Source organism: Mesorhizobium sp. BR1-1-15 (assembly GCF_020165475.1).
GTDB lineage: Bacteria > Pseudomonadota > Alphaproteobacteria > Rhizobiales > Rhizobiaceae > Mesorhizobium.
In genome coordinates, this window is record NZ_JAIUIF010000002.1 from 208,700 (window position 1) to 230,853 (window position 22,154).

The 22,154-nt window shown below is 63.7% G+C and carries 25 protein-coding genes; 12 read left to right on the plus strand and 13 right to left on the minus strand.

The features are described 5' to 3' along the window. Nucleotides 1–11 precede the first annotated feature (11 nt). Complete coding sequence (locus LB541_RS04645) at nucleotides 12–764, plus strand: SDR family oxidoreductase (protein ID WP_224617985.1); 753 nt, start codon at nucleotides 12–14, stop codon at nucleotides 762–764. 83 nt (nucleotides 765–847) lie between these two features. Here LB541_RS04645 and LB541_RS04650 read toward each other — a convergent pair whose 3' ends face one another. Both LB541_RS04650 and LB541_RS04655 read right to left on the minus strand, forming a co-directional pair. Next, nucleotides 848–1,222, minus strand: coding sequence for a YciI family protein (locus tag LB541_RS04650; RefSeq protein WP_224617988.1), 375 nt, complete (start codon nucleotides 1,220–1,222; stop codon nucleotides 848–850). Nucleotides 1,223–1,370: 148 nt separating this feature from the next. Beyond that, nucleotides 1,371–2,555 carry a pyridoxal phosphate-dependent aminotransferase gene (locus tag LB541_RS04655; RefSeq protein WP_224617989.1) on the minus strand — a complete coding sequence of 395 codons (1,185 nt, stop codon included), beginning with the start codon at nucleotides 2,553–2,555 and terminating at the stop codon, nucleotides 1,371–1,373. An 83-nt stretch (nucleotides 2,556–2,638) separates the two neighbouring features. Here LB541_RS04655 and LB541_RS04660 point away from each other — a divergent pair, with 83 nt between their 5' ends. From LB541_RS04660 to denD, 4 genes are read left to right on the plus strand one after another with little or no spacing between them, the layout of a single operon-like run. Then, on the plus strand, nucleotides 2,639–3,325 hold the full coding sequence (locus tag LB541_RS04660) for a GNAT family N-acetyltransferase (RefSeq protein ID WP_140566223.1): 687 nt from the start codon (nucleotides 2,639–2,641) through the stop codon (nucleotides 3,323–3,325). A 27-nt stretch (nucleotides 3,326–3,352) separates the two neighbouring features. After that, the gene (locus tag LB541_RS04665; RefSeq protein WP_224617990.1) at nucleotides 3,353–4,366 is read left to right on the plus strand and encodes a cation diffusion facilitator family transporter; all 1,014 of its coding nucleotides are present in this window, start codon (nucleotides 3,353–3,355) and stop codon (nucleotides 4,364–4,366) included. 60 nt (nucleotides 4,367–4,426) lie between these two features. After that, nucleotides 4,427–4,639 (plus strand): SoxR reducing system RseC family protein, encoded by a 213-nt coding sequence (locus tag LB541_RS04670; RefSeq protein WP_140879578.1) that lies wholly within the window; start codon nucleotides 4,427–4,429, stop codon nucleotides 4,637–4,639. Nucleotides 4,640–4,651: 12 nt separating this feature from the next. Beyond that, complete coding sequence (gene denD, locus LB541_RS04675) at nucleotides 4,652–5,626, plus strand: D-erythronate dehydrogenase (RefSeq protein ID WP_224617991.1); 975 nt, start codon at nucleotides 4,652–4,654, stop codon at nucleotides 5,624–5,626. Between the two features lie 149 nt (nucleotides 5,627–5,775). On the opposite strand, the gene LB541_RS04680 is transcribed toward denD, so the two are convergent. From LB541_RS04680 to LB541_RS04690, 3 genes are all read right to left on the minus strand, one after another. Beyond that, on the minus strand, nucleotides 5,776–6,972 hold the full coding sequence (locus LB541_RS04680; RefSeq protein ID WP_140556582.1) for a nickel/cobalt transporter: 1,197 nt from the start codon (nucleotides 6,970–6,972) through the stop codon (nucleotides 5,776–5,778). Next, a complete protein-coding gene (locus LB541_RS04685; protein ID WP_224617992.1) occupies nucleotides 6,969–7,637 on the minus strand; it encodes a DUF1007 family protein in 669 nt (222 codons plus the stop codon). The genes LB541_RS04680 and LB541_RS04685 overlap by 4 nt, the downstream gene beginning before the upstream one ends. 88 nt (nucleotides 7,638–7,725) lie before the next feature. Further along, on the minus strand, nucleotides 7,726–8,625 hold the full coding sequence (locus tag LB541_RS04690; RefSeq protein ID WP_140522360.1) for a LysR family transcriptional regulator: 900 nt from the start codon (nucleotides 8,623–8,625) through the stop codon (nucleotides 7,726–7,728). Nucleotides 8,626–9,310: 685 nt separating this feature from the next. On the opposite strand from LB541_RS04690, the gene odc2 reads away from it, so the two are divergent. Next, on the plus strand, nucleotides 9,311–10,444 hold the full coding sequence (gene odc2, locus LB541_RS04695; protein WP_140513661.1) for an ornithine/lysine decarboxylase: 1,134 nt from the start codon (nucleotides 9,311–9,313) through the stop codon (nucleotides 10,442–10,444). 158 nt (nucleotides 10,445–10,602) lie between these two features. Next, a complete protein-coding gene (locus LB541_RS04700) occupies nucleotides 10,603–11,268 on the plus strand; it encodes a GNAT family N-acetyltransferase (protein ID WP_411969767.1) in 666 nt (221 codons plus the stop codon). 83 nt (nucleotides 11,269–11,351) lie between these two features. Here LB541_RS04700 and LB541_RS04705 read toward each other — a convergent pair whose 3' ends face one another. From LB541_RS04705 to LB541_RS04725, 5 genes are all read right to left on the minus strand, one after another. Continuing rightward, nucleotides 11,352–11,636: an SCP2 sterol-binding domain-containing protein gene (locus LB541_RS04705; RefSeq protein ID WP_140496252.1), complete on the minus strand. Its 285-nt coding sequence runs from the start codon at nucleotides 11,634–11,636 to the stop codon at nucleotides 11,352–11,354. Nucleotides 11,637–11,873: 237 nt separating this feature from the next. Then, complete coding sequence (locus LB541_RS04710; RefSeq protein ID WP_140496251.1) at nucleotides 11,874–12,395, minus strand: hypothetical protein; 522 nt, start codon at nucleotides 12,393–12,395, stop codon at nucleotides 11,874–11,876. Nucleotides 12,396–12,422: 27 nt separating this feature from the next. Beyond that, nucleotides 12,423–12,848: a hypothetical protein gene (locus LB541_RS04715; RefSeq protein ID WP_140496250.1), complete on the minus strand. Its 426-nt coding sequence runs from the start codon at nucleotides 12,846–12,848 to the stop codon at nucleotides 12,423–12,425. A 13-nt stretch (nucleotides 12,849–12,861) separates the two neighbouring features. Then, nucleotides 12,862–13,461, minus strand: a complete 600-nt coding sequence (locus tag LB541_RS04720) for a rod-binding protein (RefSeq protein WP_181175014.1) — start codon at nucleotides 13,459–13,461, stop codon at nucleotides 12,862–12,864. A gap of 173 nt (nucleotides 13,462–13,634) precedes the next feature. Beyond that, a complete protein-coding gene (locus LB541_RS04725; protein ID WP_140624300.1) occupies nucleotides 13,635–15,608 on the minus strand; it encodes a BTAD domain-containing putative transcriptional regulator in 1,974 nt (657 codons plus the stop codon). A 151-nt stretch (nucleotides 15,609–15,759) separates the two neighbouring features. On the opposite strand from LB541_RS04725, the gene LB541_RS04730 reads away from it, so the two are divergent. From LB541_RS04730 to LB541_RS04740, 3 genes are all read left to right on the plus strand, one after another. Next, the gene (locus LB541_RS04730; RefSeq protein ID WP_140624298.1) at nucleotides 15,760–16,758 is read left to right on the plus strand and encodes a DMT family transporter; all 999 of its coding nucleotides are present in this window, start codon (nucleotides 15,760–15,762) and stop codon (nucleotides 16,756–16,758) included. Nucleotides 16,759–16,869: 111 nt separating this feature from the next. Beyond that, entirely contained in the window at nucleotides 16,870–17,511 is a 642-nt protein-coding gene (locus LB541_RS04735; RefSeq protein ID WP_224617993.1) for a hypothetical protein, read from the plus strand. 34 nt (nucleotides 17,512–17,545) lie between these two features. Beyond that, on the plus strand, nucleotides 17,546–18,439 hold the full coding sequence (locus LB541_RS04740; RefSeq protein WP_318012596.1) for a DUF1194 domain-containing protein: 894 nt from the start codon (nucleotides 17,546–17,548) through the stop codon (nucleotides 18,437–18,439). A gap of 342 nt (nucleotides 18,440–18,781) precedes the next feature. Here the strand turns inward: LB541_RS04740 and LB541_RS04745 are convergent, their stop codons facing one another. Together LB541_RS04745 and LB541_RS04750 are read right to left on the minus strand one after the other, a co-directional pair. After that, nucleotides 18,782–19,576 (minus strand): SDR family NAD(P)-dependent oxidoreductase, encoded by a 795-nt coding sequence (locus tag LB541_RS04745; protein ID WP_140496246.1) that lies wholly within the window; start codon nucleotides 19,574–19,576, stop codon nucleotides 18,782–18,784. Nucleotides 19,577–20,025: 449 nt separating this feature from the next. Next, entirely contained in the window at nucleotides 20,026–20,604 is a 579-nt protein-coding gene (locus tag LB541_RS04750; protein WP_140513927.1) for a TetR/AcrR family transcriptional regulator, read from the minus strand. A gap of 79 nt (nucleotides 20,605–20,683) precedes the next feature. Here LB541_RS04750 and LB541_RS04755 point away from each other — a divergent pair, with 79 nt between their 5' ends. Together LB541_RS04755 and LB541_RS04760 are read left to right on the plus strand one after the other, a co-directional pair. Continuing rightward, entirely contained in the window at nucleotides 20,684–21,046 is a 363-nt protein-coding gene (locus LB541_RS04755) for a hypothetical protein (RefSeq protein ID WP_140560320.1), read from the plus strand. 90 nt (nucleotides 21,047–21,136) lie between these two features. Next, nucleotides 21,137–21,595 carry a nuclear transport factor 2 family protein gene (locus tag LB541_RS04760; protein WP_140522346.1) on the plus strand — a complete coding sequence of 153 codons (459 nt, stop codon included), beginning with the start codon at nucleotides 21,137–21,139 and terminating at the stop codon, nucleotides 21,593–21,595. Between the two features lie 175 nt (nucleotides 21,596–21,770). Here LB541_RS04760 and LB541_RS04765 read toward each other — a convergent pair whose 3' ends face one another. Further along, nucleotides 21,771–22,154, minus strand: coding sequence for a hypothetical protein (locus tag LB541_RS04765; RefSeq protein WP_140496242.1), 384 nt, complete (start codon nucleotides 22,152–22,154; stop codon nucleotides 21,771–21,773).

A 22,154-nucleotide genomic window follows, 5' to 3' on the forward strand; every position in this document is an offset into this window, starting at 1 on the left:
GGATATCTGCCATGACCGAAAAAACCGCCATCGTCACCGGCGCCGGCACGGGCATCGGCAAGAGCGTCGCCACCGCGCTGCTCAAAGCCGGCTGGAACGCCGTATTCTGCGGACGCCGGAAGGGGGTGCTGGACGAGGCGATCGCCGCGGCCGGGCAGACGGATGCCAAGGCACTGGCTGTCGCCTGCGACATCAGCAAGCCCGGCGAGGTCGATGATTTGTTCGAGACGGTGGCGGAGGCGTTCGGCCGCGTCGACCTGCTCTTCAACAATGCCGGCATGGGCTACAAGTCGGCGCCGATCGACGAGATCCCGGTCGAGGTGTGGAACGATATTGTGGGCGTAAATCTCACCGGTTCGTTCCTGTGCGCCCGCGCGGCCTTCCGCGCCATGCGCAAGCAGAAACCGATGGGCGGCCGCATCATCAACAACGGCTCCATCTCGGCCTACGCGCCGCGCCCGGGATCGGTGCCCTATACCGCGACCAAGCATGCCATCACCGGGCTGACCAAGACGCTGGCGCTCGACGGCCGCCCCTACGACATCGCCTGCGGCCAGATCGACATCGGCAATGCGCTGACCGACATGGCGCAACCGATGACGGTCGGCGTGCCACAGGCCAACGGCTCCATTGCCGCCGAAGCGGTGATGGACGTCCAGCACGTGGCCGACGCCGTCGTCCACATGGCCAGCCTGCCGCTCGAGGCCAATGTGCTGTTCATGACCGTGATGGCGACCAAGATGCCGTTCGTGGGCAGAGGCTGACCAAGCCTTTATTTTTGCGCAATTCCCAAGGGAAAGCGCTACGCGCTTTTCCCGGAAACCTCTACGCGCTTTCTGGAGTTGCTTTAGGTGCCTGCCAGCGCCACGCCCGGCAGATAGAGCGCGATCGGGCGGATCTCGTAGACGGCGGTCGGGTTGACGCGGCGCAGATCGCGCGCGATGGCGATCGCGTCATCGCGCTTGGCGCAATCGACGACATAGAGGCCGAGAAGCTGTTCCTTGGTCTCGGCGAAGGGGCCGTCGATGACGATCCCGTCGCCGGGTCCGCGCAAGGTGCAGGCCGACTGGGTCGCTCCAAGCCGCGCCGAGGGGCCGAGGCTGCCGTTCGCATAGAGCCCGTCGTGGATCTTGAGCAGGTCGGTCATCAGTGCCGCATCTTCCTGCGGCGTCAGTGCCTTGATCGCGTCTTCCACGTGATAGGCAAGAATTGCATAAAACATCGAGGCACCCCATTTCGATCCTGATCCAACGATCGTAGCGGCTCCCCGCACGCAGGCACAGTCTTTGGCCATGCGCCTCCCGACGCATCATGACATTGCCATGCCGCCAGCGGCAATCGATGCGGACTCGCGGCGAACGCCGGAGGCCTCACTTGGCCAGGAACACTCCGATCCTGTCCAGCGCGCGCAAAATGTTCTCCTCGGAATTGGCGTAGGAGAGCCTGACATAGCCCTCGCCGAGAATGCCGAAATCGGGGCCGCCGATCAACGCCACGCCGGCGTCATCGAGCAGGGCCGAGGCCAGTTGCTTCGCCTTCCAGCCGGTCTTCGACACGTTGGGGAAGGCATAGAAGGCGCCCTTGGGCGTGATGCAGGATATGTTTGGCAGGGCGTTCAGTCCCTCGACCACGATCTTCCTGCGGCGATCGAAGGCGCGCATCATCTTGTCGACGTCGTCCTGCGGGCCGTCGATGGCCGCGATGCCGGCAAACTGGCTCGGCGCGTTGACGCAGGACCAGCAATTGACCGCCAGCTTGCGCACTTTGTCGTAGAGATGGGCACCCTTGTCGCCGTTCGGCCAGATCGACCAGCCCATGCGCCAACCGGTCATCGCCCAGGTCTTCGACCAGCCGTTGAGCACGATCAGCCGGTCGCGGATTTCGGGAAACCCGAGCAGCGAGCAGTGTTTTTCGCCATCATAGGTCATCACGTCGTAGATTTCGTCGGAAAGGATGGCCACCCGCGGATGTGCCTCCAGTCCCTTGACCAACTTCTCGATCTCGGCGCGCGGTGTGACGCCGCCGGTCGGGTTGGCCGGCGAGTTGAGGATCAGGAGCCGCGTCTTAGAGGTGATCAGCGCCAGCGTCTCCTCGGCCGAGAAGGCAAAGCCGTTCTCCTCGCGCATCGGCACGGGGATGGGTGCCGCACCGGTGAACTCGATCATAGAGCGATAGATGGGAAAGCCGGGATCGGGATAGAGGATCTCGGCGCCGGGCTCGCCGAACATCAGGATGGCGGCGAACATGGTCGGCTTGCCGCCGGGCAGGATCATCACCGCGTCGGGCGATACCTCGACCCCGGTCGTGGTCAGCGTGCGGCGCACCACCGCCTCGCGCGTCGCCAACAGGCCGTTCGCCGGCGTGTAGCCGTGGTGGCCGTCGCGCAGCGCCTTGATCGCCGCCTCGACAATGTGCTGCGGCGTCTTGAAGTCGGGCTGGCCGATGCCGAGATTGACGATGTCGCGGCCTTGCTGGGCGAGTGCCGTGGCCCTCGCGAGCACGGCGAAGGCGTTTTCCTCGCCGAGACGATCGAAGGCCGAAATCGTGTGGAGCATTTTTCCCGTCCGTGTGGTTCTTGCTATGCGGTTGCGTTTTTGTGAGCTTCGGCCCGCAAAAGTCAAACGGATTGGAGCTTTCGGTGTCGGAAAATCTCAAGAACTGGCAACCGCGTCCGCGCCCGGAGCGCAAGGTGCTGGAGGGCCGCTATGTCAGGCTTGAGCCGCTGAGCGCCGCCAAGCACGGCGATGGCCTCTATGAAGCGTCTTCCGTGGCCGACGTCGATGGCCGCTTCGCCTGGCTGCCCGACTATCCGCCGGAAACCCGCGCCGCCTTCCAACCCTGGCTGGACAAGGTGGAGGCGAGCGAGGATCCGCTGTTCTTCGCCGTCATCGACAAAGCGAGCGGCAAGGTCGCCGGGCGCCAGACGTTGATGCGCATCGATCCAGCCTATGGCGTCATCGAGATCGGCAACATCTATTGGGGGCCGCTCATCGCGCGCAAGCCGGCGGCGACGGAAGCGCAGTTCCTGTTCATGAAATACATTTTCGACGAGCTCGGCTATCGCCGCTACGAATGGAAATGCAACAACCGCAACGAGCCGTCGAAGCGCGCCGCGGAACGGTTCGGCTTCAAGTTCGAGGGCATTTTCCGCCAGCACCTGATCGTCAAGGGTGAAAACCGCGACACCGCATGGTATTCGATCATCGACAAGGAATGGCCGGCCTTGCGCAAAGCCTACGAGGCGTGGCTCGATCCGGCCAATTTCGACGGTGCCGGCCAGCAGAAACGACGGCTCGAGGATTTTCGCGCGGAATTCGGCGCTTGAGCTGAATCCGGGCATGGGAGTTTGCCATTGGCGCACAGTCACGACGACAGCCGGCACGACGACAGCCGGCACGACCACAGCGGGCACGGCCACAGCGCGCATAGTCATGGCTCGACCGACAAGAAGCGCGTTTTGATCGCGGCCTGCCTGACGGCGGGCTTCATGGTGGCGGAGGCGCTTGGCGGTCTTTTCACCGGCTCGCTGGCGCTGCTGGCCGATGCCGGCCACATGCTTGCCGACGCCATTGCGCTCGGCCTTGCCTGGTACGCGTTTCATCTTGCGGACCGGCCGGCGACCGTCCGCCTGACCTATGGCTTCGGCCGGGTCAAGACGCTGGTGGCCTACACCAACGGCATCGCCATCTTCGTCATCGCGCTGTGGATCGTCTACGAGGCGTGGGAGCGCCTGCAGACGCCGGCGCCGGTGCTGGGCGGGCCGATGCTGGTGGTGGCGATCCTCGGCCTGCTGGTCAACATCGGCTCCTTCCTGGTGCTGCATGGCGGCGACCGTGAGAGCCTCAACATGCGCGGCGCCATACTGCATGTGCTCGGCGACCTGCTCGGCTCGGCCGCGGCAATCGTGGCGGCGATCGTCATTCTGGCGACCGGCTGGACCCCGATCGATCCGATCCTGTCGGTGCTGGTCTCGCTGCTGATCCTGTCCACGGCATGGTCGCTGATGCGCGCGGCCGCCCACGTCCTGCTCGAAGGGGTGCCGCCGAGCCTCGACCGGGACCTGATCGCCAGCGACATCGCGACGACGGTCCAGGGGGTGCGCGAGGTGCACCACATGCATATCTGGTCGATCGACGGCACCAGCAGCATGGCGACGCTGCATGCCTGCCTCAACGAGGGCGTGGACGCGCACAAGGCGGTCAGCGCGATCAAGAAGCGGCTTGCGTCGGAGCATGGCATCAGCCATGCCACGGTGGAACCTGAATTCGGCCAGTGCGCCGACGACGGCGACGAGCACGACCATGGTCATGACCATGATCACCACCAGGGGCATGACGCGGCTTTGCATCATGGCCACCATCACTGACGCAGGGAACCCAAGCGCCTTGAATCCGAGCTCGACGACCCCTGGCCACGCAGGGACAGCATAATGGATCGCGATAGCAAGAACGCCGCTATCGCCGCGCTGTCGATCATGCTGCTGTTCGGCATTGCCGTTTATTTCCTGCCAAACATCATGCTGGCCCTCGGCGATCTGTCGACCGTGCTGGCCGGCATCTTCGGCACCGCGTTCGTGCTGGCGTTTTTCTTGGTGTTCTGGCTGCGCGCGCGCAGCCAACGCAAAAATCAGAGCAAATAAGGGAAGTTCGACATGCGCATTCTGATCACGGGCGCCGCCGGCATGGTCGGCCGCAAGCTCATTGCACGGCTGGCAAAGGACGGCAGGCTGCGCGGCCAGAAGATCACCGCGCTCGACCTGCACGACATCGTACCGCCACAGGCGCCGGCCATCGAGGGCGTCAGCATCCACAGCCATACCGGCGATCTCGCCGAGGCGGGCGCCGCCGAGAGGCTGGTCGCGTCGCGGCCCGACGTCGTGTTCCATCTCGCCGGCATCGTATCGGGCGAGGCGGAAGCCAATTTCGATCTCGGCTACCGCGTCAATCTCGACGGCACGCGCGCCTTGTTCGATGCCGTCCGCCTGGCTGGGTTTGCGCCGCGCGTCGTGTTCACCTCGTCGATCGCGGTGTTCGGCGCGCCGTTCCCGGACGTCATTCCCGATGAATTCCACACTACGCCGCTGACCTCCTACGGCACGCAGAAGCAGATGAGCGAGGCGCTGCTGGCCGACTATTCCAGGCGCGGCTTCTTCGACGGCATCGGCATCCGGCTGCCGACCATCTGCGTGCGGCCGGGCAAGCCGAACAAGGCGGCCTCCGGCTTCTTCTCCGGCATCATCCGCGAGCCGCTGAACGGTCAGGAGGCGATCCTGCCGGTGCCGCGCACCGTCGTCCATACCCACGCCAGCCCACGCTCGGCGGTGAATTTCCTGATCCATGCGGCCGGGATCGACGGCGCCGCCGTCGGGCCGCGCCGCAACCTGACGATGCCAGGCGTCGCCGTCACCGTCGGCGAGCAGATCGAGGCGCTGGAACGCATCGCCGGGCCGAAGGCGGTGAGCCTGATCCGCGAGGAGCCGGACGAGACGATCTGGGCGATCGTCAAGGGCTGGCCGACGCGGTTCGAGGCGCGGCGGTCAAGGGAACTCGGCTTCAGTGCCGAGAAGAGCTTTGACGAGATTATCCGCGCTCATATCGAGGATGAACTCGGCGGCAAGGTGTATTGATATTCAGGTGATGCCGGCCTGCGAACGGCTGATACCTGCGCTTCCGGTGCTCACGTACTTTAAGTACGCTCCGCTCCGGTTCTCGATATCAACCGTTCTCGGCACGGCCTGACCTGAATCTCAACACACCTTGGGGCGCTACTTCCGGGTCAAACGCCACCCGTCAGGCTCGCCGACAGCAGCAGCAGTCCGAACAGGAACACGAAGGCGGCGCCGCCGATCTCGACGATCGAATGGATGCGGTTGCCCATGCGGCCGTCGCCGGCGAAATACACCGCCCAGTTCTTTGCGGTCACCGCGATCGTGGCCAGCGCCGAGACGGTTATGGCGGTGCCGATCGACATCGCCAGCACCGACAGCAGGCCGCCGAGCCACAGGCCATTGAGCAGGGCGAAGCTGAGCACGATCAGCGCGCCGGAGCAGGGGCGGATACCGACCGCGGCCACCGCCGTCCAGGCGGTGCGCCAGTCGAAGCGGTCGCCGGACAGCAGCGCCGGATCTGGCGCATGCGAGTGGCCGCAGGTCTCGCAGACCTCGCCCGCCGCGTGCGCGTGATCGTGCGCGCCATGATCGTGGTGATGGTCATGCGCGCCGTGGTCATGGTGATCGTGCGAATGGTCATCCCCATGGTCGTGATGTTCATGCCCATGCAGCGCGTTCGCCGAATGGCTGTGAGCGGCATGCGAATGGCCCGTGTGACCTGTATGACCGGCATGCGAATGGCCCGCATGGGAATGCCCCGCGTGAGCCGCCGACAGGCTGTAGGCGGGACCTCTGCCGAACAGGCGCAGGACGGAGGGGCCGAGCTTGCGCCACAGCAGCCAGGCGCCGAACAGGGTGACGAAGACGAAGCTCATGATCTCCATGAACCAGGCCGCGTCGGTCATCGAGACGGCGGTGCCGCGCAGGACGAAATAGGCGACTGCCATGACCGCGACCGCGGTCAGGCCCTGCAGCAGGGCCGAGACGAACGACAACAGGATGCCACGCCGCAGCGCCACTTCGTTGGCGACCATGTAGGACGAGATCACCGCCTTGCCGTGGCCGGGGCCGGCGGCGTGGAAAATGCCGTAGGCGAAGGACAGGCCGATGAGCACCCAGAGCTTGCTGTTGTCCTGACGCATCGCCTTCATCGCCGTGGCGAGCGCGCGATAGAATTCCTGCTGCCGCAGATTGATCCACATCAGGATGTGGGCGAACGGGCCGGTGGTCGGCGCCATGCCATCGTTGACGCCGATGCCGAGCGAGCTCTGGGCATGAGCCGAGCCGGCGAAATGCACCATCGCGAAGCTGATGGCCAACAGGCCGAATGCCAAACGCAGGGATGGTCTCATCACCGGGTTCATCCTTCTGGCTGACAGGTCAGTTCGAGCTTGGTGGCAAAGATCTTGCTCATGTCGGTGCCTGTCGGGTCGTTGAAGAAGGCGTCCGTCAGGGTCTTCTGGTTTTCCTTGATGGCCTCATCCGGGTCGGGGCGGACCACCTTGTCGGTGCAGTTCGGGGGCAGGCCCTCGACCGTGATGTTGGCGTCCTCGGTGAAGTCGATCGCCGTGTAGAAGGTCGGATCGTAGACGCCGATATCGATCTTGCCGGTGAGCTTGATCGGCGCCTTTGGTTCGGACTCGAACAGGATGATCAGCTGGTCGTTGTCGAAATTGGCCATCAGATGCGTCGGCGGCGTCATCGGCACGTCCTTGCCGTCCTGGGTGACGAGCTGGAAGTAGTTGAATTCGGCCAGCGAGGCGTGGACCGTGTCGGCGACCTCCTTCAACTCCTTGTCGTCAAGCTTCAGGTCGGAATTCTTGTCGAACTCCATCATGACAGTGCTGGAAAACAGATCATCGAAGCGCCAGAGATGGCGCAGCGCTTTCACGCTTTGGTGATCCGGGGAGAGGATCACGTCGAGGCGGGCCTCGGCGAAAACGTGCGGATGCACCTCGGCCGGTCCAATGGCGGTCAATGTCGCCGCCAAGGCCGAAGCCAGCGTGATTGCGTGCCGTCTCAGATGCATTCGCGGTCGCGATTCCCTTGGCTTCGGAGAGAAGTCGACAGTTACCAGAAAGGGGGCGAAAATGGGACCGCGCCGCAATTGAAGGCGGTCATGCGGTTTCGCGCGTCCTGAACCACTGGACCAGGAAATCGACGAAGACACGCACCTTGGCGGGCAAATAGCGCCGGTGCGGATAGACGGCGAAAATGCCGGCGCCCGACAGGGTGCGGTCATCCAGCACCGTCACCAGCCGGCCGCTCGCAATATCCGGCGCGGCGATGAAATCCGGCAGGATGGCAAATCCCAACCCCGACAGGGCAGCAGCCCGCGCCGCCATCGGGCTGTTGACTTCGATCGGGCCGGAGACCGAGACGCTCACCGTATCCTCGCCGTCTCCCTTGAATTGCCAGTTGTTCAAGCCGCGGCCATTGGTGTCGACGATGCAGGGCATGCGGCCGAGATCCTGCGCCCGTACCGGCATGCCATGTTTTGCGATGAGTTCGGGAGATGCGCACAGCCGTGTGGAAAACGGCGCCAGACGCCTGGCGATCAGCGACGAGTTCTCCAGGCGCGAGATGCGCACCGCGAGATCGAAGCCTTCCTCGACGAGGTCGACGAAGCGGTCGTCCAGCTGGATGTCGAGCACGATGTCGGGATATTGCTTGGCGAAGTCGATCAGCGACTGGCCGATCGGCGCGTCGGCGAAGGTGCGCGGCGCAGACAGCTTGATCCTGCCGCGCACGTCGCCGGACGATTCACGCACGGCGTCGGCAAGACTGTCGACCTCGCGCACGATCTCGGAGGCGCGGCGATAATAGGTGTGGCCGGCCTCGGTCATCGAGAACTGGCGGGTGGTGCGGTTGAGCAGCAGCGCGCCGAGCTCGTCCTCCAGCTCGCGCACATATTTCGACAGCAGCGCCTTGGAGCGGCCGATCTTGCGCGCCGCCGCCGAAAAGCCCTCGGCCTCGACCACGTCGATGAAGGCGCGCATGCGGGTCAGTGTGTCCATGAATCAGGCCTTTCGTGCGGCGTCGAGATTTCGGCCGAGCCGTATCAGGGCAATGTCGCCGCCGGAAGGGCCAGCGACAGGCCGGCCCACCGGTATCTTGCGAGGGTGCAGAAGGGGGTCGAGAGGGTCGTGCGTGCCTGTCATCGTTCGATATCCGGATACGGTGAAACCAACATTGTTCGATGCCGGAATTTTTACAACCTACGATACGATTTTTATTGATTGTGAATCTCTCTGCCCCTATATCGCGCTTGCCCAAAGTCGCACGTGCCTGTGGGTGTCCGCCGATCCTCTGAATGGTGAGGGAAATCGGTAAGGTAACTGGAGCCAACCCCTCCAGTCGGTTTAGCGGCCAACCGCCAGACCGAGGACACCTTGAAGCAACGACGGTGCGGGCCTTTCTGGTTCTCTGCCGGTTGTCCAAAGACCGGGGTTACTGAAGAGGCACACCATCATTGCCGGCAGTGCGGAACGGGGTTCTCCCAGTCCAAGCCAAGGCAGACAAAGCGAACCGAAGCCGGGCAAGGCCAAGGTTCATCGCCGCGAGACGGCGTTTCATGGTTCCGGGGTCTCCACCGGCTGGTTCCATGGATTTCCGTCCCGCCTTTGTCCACCGCGTGTTCGCGAGGCCGACAGCCCGCGTCCGCACCCTTGTGCGCGCCGAAAGGCGTGATGGAGAAACCCGATGGCCACGCAGCGCATCCTCGACTTCCTCGCCACCCGACGTCCGACCGGTCCTTGCCTCGTCGTCGACCTTGATGTCGTGCGCGACAATTTCCGCGCCTTCGAGAAGGCGCTGCCCGATTCCAGGATCTACTATGCGGTGAAAGCAAACCCGGCGCCGGAAATCCTGCGCCTCCTTGCTGCGATGGGCTCGTCCTTCGACACCGCTTCCGTTGCCGAAGTCGAGATGGCGATGGACGCCGGTGCGCCGGCGGACCGCATCTCCTTCGGCAACACCATCAAGAAGGAGCGCGACATCGCGCGCGCCTACCAGCTCGGTATCAAGCTGTTCGCCGTCGATTGCGTCGAGGAGGTCGAGAAGATCGCCCGCGCCGCTCCAGGCGCCCGCGTGTTCTGCCGCGTGCTGACCGATGGCGAGGGCGCCGAATGGCCGCTGTCGCGCAAGTTCGGCTGCGTGCCTGCGATGGCTGTCGACGTGCTGCGCCATGCCAAGGCGCTCGGGCTCGACGCCTATGGCGTGTCGTTCCATGTCGGCTCGCAGCAGACCGACCTGACGGCCTGGGATCGCGCGCTGGCCGACGCCAAGACCGTGTTTTCGACGCTCGCCGAGGAAGGCATCGTCTTGAAGATGGTCAATATGGGCGGCGGCTTCCCGACGCGCTACCTGCGCGACGTGCCGGCGGCCCAGGCTTACGGCCAGGCCATCTTCTCGGCGCTGCGCAAGCATTTCGGCAACGCCATTCCCGAGACCATCATCGAGCCGGGCCGCGGCATGGTCGGCAATGCCGGCGTCATCAAGTCGGAAGTCGTGCTGATCTCGAAGAAGGCGGACAACGACAATGTGCGCTGGGTGTTCCTCGATATCGGCAAATTCGGCGGCCTGGCCGAGACGATGGACGAGGCGATCCGCTATCCCCTAGTGACCGCGCATGACGGCACGGAAACCGCGCCTTGCGTGCTCGCCGGCCCGACCTGCGATTCGGCGGACGTGATGTATGAGAAGACGCCCTATCCGCTGCCTCTGTCGCTGACCATCGGCGACGAGGTGCTGATCGAAGGCACCGGGGCCTACACGACCACCTATTCGGCGGTCGCCTTCAACGGCTTCGAGCCTCTCCGATCCTACGTGATCTGACGGTTCGAAAGAACCGTCGGGTCATCCCAGGTGGGCGTCTGTCGCCCATCCGGGCTCGCCTGTGGAACAGTCTCCGCTCGTGAAGGATCGCGGAAATGGACATTGCAAATTTCGTTGTCGAAGGCGCTGCGCGCGACATCTCCCCCTCAGAGGTGGAGATGGTCACGAACTGGCCGGAGGGGTTTGTCTCAGCCGCCTCGACGTCTCTTGGACCGCATGGGGCTAGCGCTTCACGCGCGGCGAACCCCTCTGTCGCCTTCGGCGACATCTCCCCCTCGAGGGGGGAGAGTGCCCGTGCTTTCGCCATCGTTGCCGAAACGCCTGATGATATCGCGGCGCGCGAGGCGTTGCTCGATGCCGCCATGGGGCCGAAGCGCAAGACGAAGTCGTCGGAGAAGCTGCGGCGGGGCCGGCGGCCCTCGGAAGGCCTGGCTTTCGTCGCGCGCGACGCATCGGGCGCCGTGATGGGCACGGTGCGGCTCTGGGACGTCACGCTGGGCGAGGGCGGTCCGGCAGCACTGTTGCTTGGGCCCCTGGCGGTCGCTCCTTCGCTCAAGAGTGCCGGCATCGGCTCGGCGCTGATGCGCCATGCGGTCGCCGAAGCCGCGCGTCTCGGCCACGCGGCGATCCTGCTGGTCGGCGACGCGCCCTATTACGGCCGCTTCGGCTTCTCAGCCGCAAAGACCGGTTCGCTGGCCATGCCGGGCCCGTATGAGCGGCATCGGCTGCTCGCGGTGGAACTGGTGGAGGGCGCGCTCGACGGCGTCCATGGCACGCTGAAGGCCGCGGGGCGCAAGCTGAAGGCGCAGGCGCTGGCGGCCTGAGGCGCTGAGCCCCAAACGAACGAAAAACGCCGCCCGAAACGGCGGCGTTTTCGTTCCGAGAACAGTCTCGGCGGTCTTCTGTCTCAGCCGATCAACTGGCTGAGCGCCATGGCGACAGACATGTCGCCTTCGACCTTTATCTTGCCGGTCATGAACGCCATGGTCGGGTTGAGATCGCCCGATATCAGCGAGTCCAGATCGTCGAGCGAGAGCTTGATGGTACAGTCGGCGGGGCCGTCGGCGGTCGAGACATCGGCGCCGTCGATGACGATGACGCCATCGCTGCCGGTGTCGAATTTCACGGAACGATCGAACCCGCTGCTGGCCACGCGCGACCTGATCTTGTCGGCAATCTCCTGAACGCTCACGCTGTTCTCCTGTCTGGTTGCATCTGCCTGTTCGGTTGCATCTGCTTATCTGGTTGCATCCTGTCGCGCCACGACACATCGATCCGCCCGAGGGCCATGCATCTTCGCGGCCACGGTCGCTGCCGCATATAGCTTTGGATTGACGTTTACGTCAACGCGAATTGCAGGGCCTGGTTCCTATCGCCGCACCGGGCGAGGACCGGATCACCGTGCCTGGCCAGTGGCATGCCCGGGGGCTCAATGCGACTTGAAGGCCTTGGTCATCTCGGACGCAGTGGCGCCGGCTTCCTGCCGGCGGCGCAACCAGTTGTCGCGTATCTCATCCTTGCTCAGGAAATTGACCTGATCGACCAGAACCTCATGCACCAGTGTGGCGCCGACGCGTGTGTTGACGGTATCGCGGATCGCGGCGCGGAAGGCGTCGAGGTCGATCGTCTCCTTCTTGGTGAAGTCGATCTGCGGATTGGAATACAGGTAGGAATAGACCTGGTCGGTGATCAGTGCCTCGGCCGGGATCGACAGTTTCTTGATCTGCTCGGGTTCGACCGTGTAGACCAACTTGGTCAGGAAATAACCGTCGATCCTGGCGTTGCGGATCAGCGGCACCGAGATGACCTCGGTCTTGACGTAGTCCAGCCCGCCCAGCATCGGCTTCGGCTTTTCGCCGACGCCGCGTTCGCCGGCGGCCTGGAACGAATAGAACACCGCGCCGAGGGTGGCGACGCAGATCCAGACCGCGATGGCGATGACCTTGACCATTCAGGCACCCGAGCCGGCGACCACGCGCTAACCGCGCGCCCGGCCGAACTCGCCGGCGGAATAAGTGCCGTCGGTTTCGGCGCGCTGGATGGCGGTGCGCAACAGGCCAGCGACCTCGTTGACGGCGCTCAGATGCGCCAGGATCGCCGCCTCGTTCTTCGCAAGCTTCTGGCGAAGCCGGACAAGGCCTTCGCGGTGCTGTTCGAGGAACTCGGCTTCGCTGCCGCCGCGCATGGCACGGGTCAGTTCATAGAGATAGCGGCTCTTGCGCGCGTTCGATGCCTTGAGATCGTAGCCGGTGTCGCTGCGCAGCCCGGCCGTTTCTTGCTCGACGACTTCCTCGATGCGGCCGATGATGGCGGCAAGGTTTCCGGGCCGCGCGAGTGCGACCGGGGCTTCCGATGTGGCCGTGCGCGCCGGCAGGTTGGCGGTGAATTCCGAAAAGTCGGCCATGGCGTTTCCCAGTCTAGATCTTGATGTCTGTCTTTGTGGTCGTTTCATCGCCGGTCATGGACCTGGCGGCCTTGCGCTGCAGCTCCTGGACGAGCGAGGTGGACAGACGGCTCTGCCGGTCGATCTCGGTCTTTTCAGGCCCGCCGGAGACCGGGCCGATCGGCACCTTGCGCTTGCCTTCGAGATAATGGTCGGCGAGCAGCGATTTGGCGATGCCGATGCCGCCGCGCTCGGCCATGACGTCGGCGACGCGCTCGGCGAGCTGCGATTTCCACATGTCGCCGGCCAGGCCCTTGCCGTACACGCCCTCGGTGTCCTTGGGCATCATGTTCTGGATGAAGGTCTGGAGCACCATGGCTTCGAATTTCTTGAACTTCTTGGATGAATCGGCCGCCACGGCCTGGTCGGCGGTGGCGCGCGACAGCATCGTCCCGGCCGAAGCGGCCTCGACCGAAAAGCTGCCGGCAACGCCGCCCGCATGCCTGGTCAGTGCGGCGCGCGCGGCCGCGAGATCCGCCGGCTCGGCTGCTCGGACAACATCCATCACGATGTCGCTGGGGGGAGAGATCGCCAAGAAAGTCCGCCTTTTGTCGGGTTTCCTTGGCCAGACCATGCCTCAACAAGCTTGTGGCAGGCTTGCGGGGGAGGAAGGAAGGTCAGGGTTCTCTGCATCCAGCCGCGCAGCCAGATTTCAACAACGCATGTCGGGTAAAAATGTGGCTTCCGGTTTTGGGAGAACGACCTGCAGAAAGCGTCTCGCCCGAATCCGTTCGAACGTGACGCGCTTCAGGACGGGGGAAGACCGGCCCTCGACAGCATTTCAAGGAACCGGGAATGGTGATGATCCTTCACATAGCGCGGCACAAAGCCAGGGCAGACATTGCTCAGATTGAGATGCGGAAGTTGTGACAGGCAATGATGGATGGCCCGCGACGCTTCATCGCGATTGCCGGTTGCGGCCGCGGCCGCGGCCCAATAAAGCGCGCCACGAACGAAGCCCGGCTTTGTCCTGACCACCTTGCGCGCGACCTCGAGCGCCCGCTGATCGTCTCCGCCGGCAAACAGCGCCATAACGAGCCCGTGGTGACGCCAGTAGTCGATGACGTCATGGGTTCCCAGCCGGATCGCCTCGTTCGCCTCGCGCACGGCTTCGCTGACCTGCCCGCGCAGCGCGAAGAGCATCGCAATATCGCCGTGGCCGCTCGGATAATTTGGGTTGAGGCTGATCGCGTGCCGGCATTCGACGATCGCCTCGTCGATACGACCGCAACTTTCGAGAGCGAATGACAAGATGCACCGGGCAATTTCATCGTCCGGCACCGCCCGCACCGCGGCCTCGGCAAGCGCCAGCGTATACTCGATATTGCCCTGCTCGCGGGGCAGCGCGCCAAACGCGATGCCCATGGAAATCATGATCGAGAGCGTCCGCTTCGCACGGGCGTTGTCGGGCCCTGTCGAGAGCGCCTTCGTCGCAAGTTCCATCCCGACCAGCAGCGAGTCGTGGGTCATCTCAAAATATTTCATGAGCGCCTCGTTCACCAACCTGCGCACTTCAGGGGGACCAGGCGGACTCTTGTCGCGGACCTTCCAGTTGGTCAGCTGAAGTTCGAGGATCACCGCCAGAACGACGGACTGGGCGATCCTGTCCTGGAATTCGAGCGCATTCTCGGAGTGGCCGTCGAACTTCTGGGCCCAGACATGATGACCGCCGACGGCATCGACAAGCTGGATGTTCACCCTCAGCCCATTGCCGGATCTCTGGATGCTGCCGCTGAGCACATATTGTGCCCGCAGCGCTCCCGGCGCTTTACCTTCTTGGCGCGGGCCGACCTTATCTGTCGGGGGAACCGCGGAGAGCACGACATAGTCGGCCACCTCGGAAAGAGCTGTCGTGATGTCCTGGACCAGTCCCTTGGAGAAAAAATTGTCGCCTTGTTTTCCGGTCAGATTGGTGAAGTCGGCAACGCCAATGGAAGGGTGTCCGAGGCGATGGCTGGCCGCAACACCACTTGCCGACGGCGCGTGTGACGCCGTGTCGGAAGCAAGCAGCAGGGACTGCCATAGTGCCCGCGTCTCTGGGCCGGCTTCGACGCCGAACTCCTTCTTCAGCATGCTTCTGCAGGCCTCGTATGTCCTGAGCGCCTTGTCGCGTTGACCACAAGCAAGGAGCAATTCCATCTTGAGCCGATAGGATTCTTCCCGCGCCGGATCCATGGCCAGGACGCGATCGGCCAGGACGAGGCCCGCTTCAGCGTCGACGAGGCGAGCCAGTTTCTCGAATGATTCAAGCGCACGACCGAGCAACCTGTCGCGTTCCGACGCGACCCAGTCGTCGAAGCCATTGCTTCCCACATGGAGACCGTCGAGAAACGGGCCAGTGTAGTTCGCCAGAGCCTTTTCGAGTTCCTGCGCGGAGCGGGCCGATAAACCCGTCTCGAACTCCTCCACATCGACCCGAAACGCCTCTGGCCTGAGGTGGATCAACTCTCCGGTGGAATGGATAAGATCGACACCCGAGAGATCGCGGCGCAGGACGCTGAGGGTTTGGCGAAGACTGTTGCGCGAATGTTCGCCATCGCTGTCGCCCCATAGCAGGTCAGCCAGTTTCTCCCGCGTTGCTGCCATGCCCGGACATCGGGCCAGATAAGCAACGATTGCCGGGCCGCGTTTCCCGACCAGTCGAAGCGGGCCAGTTGTTTCAATACGGAAGCCGCCGAAGAGTGAGATTCTATTTGCAGCGCCGCCGTCGTCACTTTGCATCTGCTGCCTCAGCCTGACGAAATTCTAACGCAAATCTAACGTTCCGCAATCGTCCGTCACCGCGCGTCAAGCGCCCCCGTGACGGCAGGTCATTTAGACTTCGCTAAATTAGGCGGCCAAGTCAACGCAATGCTTGGTTCAAGGGGGGCGCGTGTCCAGAACAAGAGCCAATTTGCTGCTGCTCTTTGCAGCCGCATTGTGGGGCTTCGGCAACGTCTCGCAAAAGACGGTGCTGGTCCATCTCGACGCCATGAGCGCGGTAAGTCTGCGTTGCCTGATCGGCGGGCTGCTGGTGCTGCCCTTTGTCTTGACCGAAAGGCGAGTGGCGATCGGGGCGGGCTATTTTCCGAGCCTGGCCAGGGTGGGCGCGCTGTTCGCCATCTCCATCACGCTTCAGCAGCTTTGCTATGTCGGAGCCTCGGTCACCAATGCAAGCTTTCTGGTGAGCACGGCAACCGTAATGACACCTCTGGCCGCCTGGTTGCTCGTCGGCGAGCGTCCGACAGCGGGCCTCACGATCGCTGCCGGGCTGACCCTGGTCGGAGCCCTGCTTTTGTCGGATGGGATCGGCGGCCTCGGCAGCGGCGATCTCACCGCCATCCTGTCGGCTGCCTGCTATGCGCTCTGGGCGGTCGAGCTCGGCCGGCACATGCAGGCCCATGCGCGGCCGTTCACCGCCGCCGCCGCACAATTCCTCGGCGCCGCAGTCTTCGCCCTGCCGCTTGGGGCAATGCAAGGCAACCTGTCGCTGGCCGCCGCATTCGCAGCCGGTCCGGAATTGGCGATACTCGGCGTCTTCTCCACCGCGATAGCCTTCGGCATACAGACGGTTGCCCTGCGCTTCACGCCGGCCAGCCACGCCGCCGTGATCGTCAGTGCCGAAAGCGTTTTCGGGGCGCTGGGCGCGGCGATCTTTCTGGGCGAGCGGAGTTCGTGGCCGGGCGCCTTGGGAGCAGCGATCATTCTCGGTGCGATCCTTTCCGTCGCACGATCGAACCGAGCGCCGCAGGCACGTGCGTCCTTGCGGACCGCTTCGAACCAACGCTTCGACATTGCCCCTGCCTTTGCAACAGCGCCGGCAAGCGGGGCAGGCGAACGCCGCGTCAACAGTTCAGGTCCGGTGGAGGAATGCGATGACCACTGCCGCTGATGCGAACGTCGCCGTATCGAGCGCGGCCGGACAGGCCGCGGGGGCGCTGCGATGAACGCGTGGACAGTCCTTCTTCCGCTCGCACATTTGAGATCGGCCCTTGGTGCCCGCATGAAGGGACCCGGCGGCTATTACAACAGTGGCAACGCGCTTGGCCTCATCGTAGGTCTTGCAACCCAAATTGCGGCCGCGCCAGTCGGCCAGCATGAGGAAAGCGCTGTCATCGCGGCGGTGATGGACTATTTCGCGGGCAGCCATGGCACTGTTGCGCTCACCTTGGCTACCCTCGTCTTTTTCTGGGGCGGCGAAGCCTACCACCGGGCTTGGGCAAAGCCGGATGTTCCCGATCCCACCCTCAATCGTCTGGGCGACTTCCTCTCGGGATTAGGCGCAATCGGGCTCGGCATCGCGCTCTTGCTGCTCGGCGACCCGTTGCTTGCGGCGACCTCCGGCCTGCTGCATGCGCTCGGCAAGTTCGGCAGCACCTTTCACAGGCCGGGCAGGCCGGTTCCGGTGTGGCCGACCGCCTGGCCCGATCCGTTCCGCAGTGCGGTGCTCGCCAGCAGGTTGCCGGCAGTGGTGGCGACAACCGTCGCCCTCGGCCAGGCTTTGCCGGTGGTCTGGTCGGGCGAGTCCTTCGCGGTACTTATCATGCCGCTGACGTTACTCGGCTGTTATCTTTTGTGGACCAAGGCCGATCTGCTGCTGTTCGGCGTCGGGTCCAAGGTCCCTCGTCAAATTTCCACATGTTGAAAATGGGCGGCTTTGACAACGATCGGTTGTCGCGATGGAGAATGGCATGTTTATAGATATGTATCAGGACGCCGGTCCCTCTTCTGGAGCGGTCTCCTTTCGCGGGCGGGTGCAGCCGATAGGCGGGGCCAATCTTTTTTCGCCCACAAAGCCATCGGGAAGGGGGCTGGCAAGGCGAGCCAATTCACTCCTGAGACTGGCGGGGATACTTGCAGCTTCTGCGTTCTGGAATCTCCCGGCGCATGCAGCGAATGTCGACGTTGCCATCGTGTTCGCGGTCGACTTCTCGTCATCGATTGATCCAAAGATCGCCGATCTGCAACGCGAGGGACATGCCGCGGCACTCACGTCGCCCGAGATCATCGCCGCCATCGGCCGGAATTACGTCGGCTGCATCGGCGTGGCCTACTTTGAATGGTCGAGCCCCGGACACGCACGCACCATACTGCCGTGGACAAGCATCTGCGGACTGGAAGACGCAAGAGCGGCGGCGGCGGAGATCAGCAGGAAAGGGGATACCGGCGTCATCCGCCGGGGGCGAGCCGGAACATCGGTTTCCTCGGCTATCGACATTGGCAGTCTTCTGCTGGACCAGTTTCCTGGAAATGCCGCCAAGAAGGTCATCGATATCTCCTCCAATGGTGAGAACAACGACGGACTTCCTGTTCAGCCGAGCAGGCTGAACGCCATTGCCAAGGGATATACGATCAACGCGATCGCCATTCCCACCGAAGGCGACGATCCCGGCAATTTGCTGGCATCCTATTTTGCCAAATCGGTCATTGGCGGTTCCCAGGCCTTCGTCATGACGCCGAAAGGGCCAAACGATTACAGCACGGCGCTTCGCCGCAAGCTGGTTACGGAAGTAAGCATGAACAACGAAGGGCAATTCCCGCAACCGGCGGACGAGCGCTCTTCCCAACCGTAATTCCGGACAGTGGCGCATTGCTGCACGGACGCGTAAGGGCCGAGAGCAGACGGCGGCTCCTGGCATTAGCAAACACAGCTTCCAGGCTGCTCGGCTCGACGCGCCGAGCCGTCAACTGACCTGAATACGGCGGTCACCTGTCCGTTGCTCTCCCGACAGGTATGTTTCTTGGCGATCCACGGCCCCTCGTCGATCTTGACCTCGGCCCGGTCGATCGGCGGCGCACCCCAGGCGGCTCGACGATCCGACAATCGCTGCCGACAGGAGTCACCCGAGCCGGCGCCGATTTGAGGCCGGCTCAGCCGCGGCGACCCTCATGCCACCGCGGCGGTGGGACGCGGCTCATCCGATCGAGCGGAGCACACCACCGTCGACGCGCAACGCGGCGCCGGTGGTCGCCGAGGCCTGCTCGGAGCAGGTGTAGACGACCATGTTCGCGACTTCCTCGGTTGTCGCGAACCGGTTGATGAGCGTGGTCGGACGCAGCGATTTCAGGAAATTATGCTCGGCGTCCGTTTGCGTGATGCCCTGCTCTTTCGCGGTGGCCTTCATCCAGCCGCCGAGAATCTCGGAGTCGGTCGGCCCCGGCAGGACAGCGTTGACCGTGACGCCGGTGCCACCGACAAGTTCGGCCAGCCCGCGCGACACGGCCAGCAACGCGGTCTTGGTCATGCCGTAGTCGATCATCTCCTTGGGGATAGCGAGCGCGGACTCGCTGCTGATGAAGACGACCCGTCCCCACCCGCGCTCGACCATACCCGGCATATAGTGGCGCGCGGCGCGCACGCCGCTCATCACGTTGAGCTGGAAGAGGTCGAGCCATGCGGCGTCGTCCTGCTCGAAGAAGCCATTGGGACGTGCAGTGCCAACATTGTTGACGAGGATGTCGGCATCCGGCGCCTGCGCCGCGAGCGCCGCCGAGCCCTCGGCTGTCGCGAGATCGGCGGCAATGCCGGTGAGGTCGGCGTCAGGCAGCAGCGCGCGCAGTTCCCGGAGCGTCGCGGCGACCCGCTCTTCCGTACGTCCATTGACGACGACGGCGGAGCCTGCGCGCGCCAGCCCTTCGGCGATCGCGCGACCGATGCCGGCGGTCGATCCGGTGACGATGGCCTTTCGGCCCTTGAGTTCGATGTTCATGCCCTTGATCTCCGATTATAGGTGGCCAGACGACCGGACGGATGGCCCGGAGGTCAGCTGATGCCGCTCAGCTAGATAAGCCGCGCGAGCGCACGCAGGCGTTCCGATGCTAGTGCCGAAGGATGCCGAGCCCGGTGCTTGCCTAGCGGCCGAACATACGGGCCAATGCCTGGCCAACAGCCCCAAATCTCATGGTGGAATAGCTCATCGCGCTTCTCCTTCGGGCGGACGCATCGCCGCTGCCCCACGCCAAGAGGTAGGCATGCCCAGGCGCGCCATGCAGTCGGAAGACACGCACTACGGTGGTGCGAAATCGCACCGGAGGCTTCACGTGACGACGCGAACTTCTCCATGATCGACTGGGACGGTATCCGTTACTTCTTCGCAGTCGCGCGCGACGGTTCGGTCCGAGCGGCGAGCAATGGATCAGGCGCCGCTGCCCGCATCATTCAGATGGCGACTGTCTCGCGAACCTGATCGGCCGCCGCATCCAGAAAAGCCTGCGCGAGGTCCGGGTCGTTGACCACCCGCGAGAGCATGACCGCGCCGACCATTGTCGAGAGAACGGCCATTGCCTTGTTGCCGCCCTTTTCGCCGTCGTCCTCGCCAACCCAACTGCCGAGCATCTCGAGATACTCCCTGATGCCGGCCTCGAATGAGGCCTTTACCTCGGCGCCTTGCCTGGCCGCATCCGAGCCGAGCGCGACGACCGGGCAGCCGTCCATCTTTTCCGCGCGATGATCCATACTGAGGTAGAATGAGATCACCCCGTCGAGCGGTTTCCCAGGGTTTGCCGCTGTCGCGGCCGACCACTTGTCGGTGGCGCTTTCCATCGCGCGCCTGGATGCCTGCGCCGCCAGGTCGTCCTTTGACTCGAACTGCTTGTAAAAGGCGCCCTGGGTCAGCCCGGCGCCCTTCATCAGATCCTTGAGGCCAATGCCGTCAAAGCCTCGCTCCCGAAAAAGGCGGCTTGCCACATTGATCACGGTTTCGCGGTTTTCCGCGGCCTGAGTGCGACTTACGCGCATCGCCATCTCCTTTTTAGATTGCATTCGTAATCTATACATTATATAGAGGTCGAACGCAATCCAAAAAAGGAGATATGAGATGATCCGCAAAACCCTGAGTGCGTCCGTTCTGGCCGCGATGTTTCTTGCGAAACCGGCTTTTGCCGAGGAAGCGACCATCGGACGCCCGATCGAAGCTGCCAGCCTGCACGAGGGACAGCTCGACATGGTGGTCTACTACGTCCCGGTCAACGGCGACCTGCTGGAGGTCACCGCCACCTTCGCGCCGAAGATCGGAGGTGATCCGCTGCGCTTCGTCATGGGCCTTGCTGACGGCGACTCCGTGGCCTTTTCCATGCCGGGCCATCAGGATTCGCTTTATGCGTTCTCAAGGTCGGGCGAGGAGGTCACGATCTCGACCGAGACCGACACATACCTGCGAGCCGACGCGACAATGCGCTGACGCGCAGACCCTGCATGGTGTCGGCTGCGTCCGAACAGCTTGCCACAGGTGCCTTCGATCGCGCTACCGAATGAGTTGGAGGAGAGTGATATGCTATATAGTTATTTTGTCGAGAAATCGATCCGAAAGAGCTTCGATGACGTCAACAATCATCGCTGGGATGCGGCGGTGAAAGCACTCGCGCCGCATGTCCATCATCGGGTTGGCGGCGCCCACGCGCTTGGTGGAGAGCGCCACGACAAGGAAGCCCTGCGCCGCTGGTTTGAACGCCTCGGCCGTGTTCTGCCCACCCTCCGTCTCACGGTCAATCACATCTGGGTGGAGGGCTGGCCATGGCATACCACTGTGTTTGCCCAGTGGGATGGCACCGCGACCCTGCTTAACGGCGACACGTCGTACATCAACCGAGGTCTCCACGTGTTTACCCTGCGGTGGGGCAGGGTCCATGCGCTCGAGGAATTTTACGATTCACAGGCAGCGGCTCGCGGTCTTGCCGTCCAAGCGGCAGCTGGCCTCGAGGAAGCTGCCGCCGAACAGATAACAAGCTAGCTGAAAAGTCGCCTTTTTACGATCCTCCGCAATGCGGAGGCTCGGCACATTCTTCGACAGGCTGTACGGGCGGCTTCTGGGTAGACGCGAAATTGCATCCATAGCCCGTACGAGGCGCAAAGCGGTCAGTCAGGATTCCGCTGCGAAGGCTTGCTTTGCGTCCAGACCTCCTCCTCTACTCCTGTCCCCGCTTCTGCGCGATCAGATCGAGGCGTTCGCGGTCGGAGCGTTCGCGTTCGTCGCGGTTGCGCACGTCCTTGTAGGCGCGCTCGACCATGTTGGTGCGCGCGGTTGCCGACGCGACGAGGCCGGCCTCCTTCCTGGCGCTTTCGAGGTTCGCCTCCTGGCGCACGACGGCCTGGGCGATGCGGCGGTGGTAGAGATCGGGGAAAAGGCCGGAGAGGGAATTGTCCTTGTCGAAATGCTCGACCAGTTCCTTGGCCTCGGCTTCGGCGGCATTTGCGGCGGCGAGGAGGGTGGCGTGGCGCGTCTCGTGCAGCGCCTTCAACTGTTCCTGAACCTTGACCAGCTTCTTCAGGCGGTCCTTGCGCGTGCTCAT

Bases quoted from the DNA above. Each gene is read 5' to 3' on its own strand.
- LB541_RS04645 (WP_224617985.1), top strand. From the start codon at position 12: ATGACCGAAAAAACCGCCATCGTCACCGGCGCCGGCACGGGCATCGGC.
- LB541_RS04650 (WP_224617988.1), bottom strand. From the start codon at position 1,222: ATGTTTTATGCAATTCTTGCCTATCACGTGGAAGACGCGATCAAGGCA.
- LB541_RS04655 (WP_224617989.1), bottom strand. From the start codon at position 2,555: ATGCTCCACACGATTTCGGCCTTCGATCGTCTCGGCGAGGAAAACGCC.
- denD (WP_224617991.1), top strand. From the start codon at position 4,652: ATGCGCATTCTGATCACGGGCGCCGCCGGCATGGTCGGCCGCAAGCTC.
- LB541_RS04680 (WP_140556582.1), bottom strand. From the start codon at position 6,972: ATGAACCCGGTGATGAGACCATCCCTGCGTTTGGCATTCGGCCTGTTG.
- LB541_RS04685 (WP_224617992.1), bottom strand. From the start codon at position 7,637: ATGCATCTGAGACGGCACGCAATCACGCTGGCTTCGGCCTTGGCGGCG.
- LB541_RS04690 (WP_140522360.1), bottom strand. From the start codon at position 8,625: ATGGACACACTGACCCGCATGCGCGCCTTCATCGACGTGGTCGAGGCC.
- odc2 (WP_140513661.1), top strand. From the start codon at position 9,311: ATGGCCACGCAGCGCATCCTCGACTTCCTCGCCACCCGACGTCCGACC.
- LB541_RS04700 (WP_411969767.1), top strand. From the start codon at position 10,603: ATGGTCACGAACTGGCCGGAGGGGTTTGTCTCAGCCGCCTCGACGTCT.
- LB541_RS04710 (WP_140496251.1), bottom strand. From the start codon at position 12,395: ATGGTCAAGGTCATCGCCATCGCGGTCTGGATCTGCGTCGCCACCCTC.
- LB541_RS04715 (WP_140496250.1), bottom strand. From the start codon at position 12,848: ATGGCCGACTTTTCGGAATTCACCGCCAACCTGCCGGCGCGCACGGCC.
- LB541_RS04720 (WP_181175014.1), bottom strand. From the start codon at position 13,461: ATGGTCTGGCCAAGGAAACCCGACAAAAGGCGGACTTTCTTGGCGATC.
- LB541_RS04725 (WP_140624300.1), bottom strand. From the start codon at position 15,608: ATGCAAAGTGACGACGGCGGCGCTGCAAATAGAATCTCACTCTTCGGC.
- LB541_RS04735 (WP_224617993.1), top strand. From the start codon at position 16,870: ATGAAGGGACCCGGCGGCTATTACAACAGTGGCAACGCGCTTGGCCTC.
- LB541_RS04740 (WP_318012596.1), top strand. From the start codon at position 17,546: ATGGAGAATGGCATGTTTATAGATATGTATCAGGACGCCGGTCCCTCT.
- LB541_RS04745 (WP_140496246.1), bottom strand. From the start codon at position 19,576: ATGAACATCGAACTCAAGGGCCGAAAGGCCATCGTCACCGGATCGACC.
- LB541_RS04750 (WP_140513927.1), bottom strand. From the start codon at position 20,604: ATGCGCGTAAGTCGCACTCAGGCCGCGGAAAACCGCGAAACCGTGATC.
- LB541_RS04755 (WP_140560320.1), top strand. From the start codon at position 20,684: ATGATCCGCAAAACCCTGAGTGCGTCCGTTCTGGCCGCGATGTTTCTT.
- LB541_RS04760 (WP_140522346.1), top strand. From the start codon at position 21,137: ATGCTATATAGTTATTTTGTCGAGAAATCGATCCGAAAGAGCTTCGAT.
- LB541_RS04765 (WP_140496242.1), bottom strand. From the start codon at position 22,154: ATGAGCACGCGCAAGGACCGCCTGAAGAAGCTGGTCAAGGTTCAGGAA.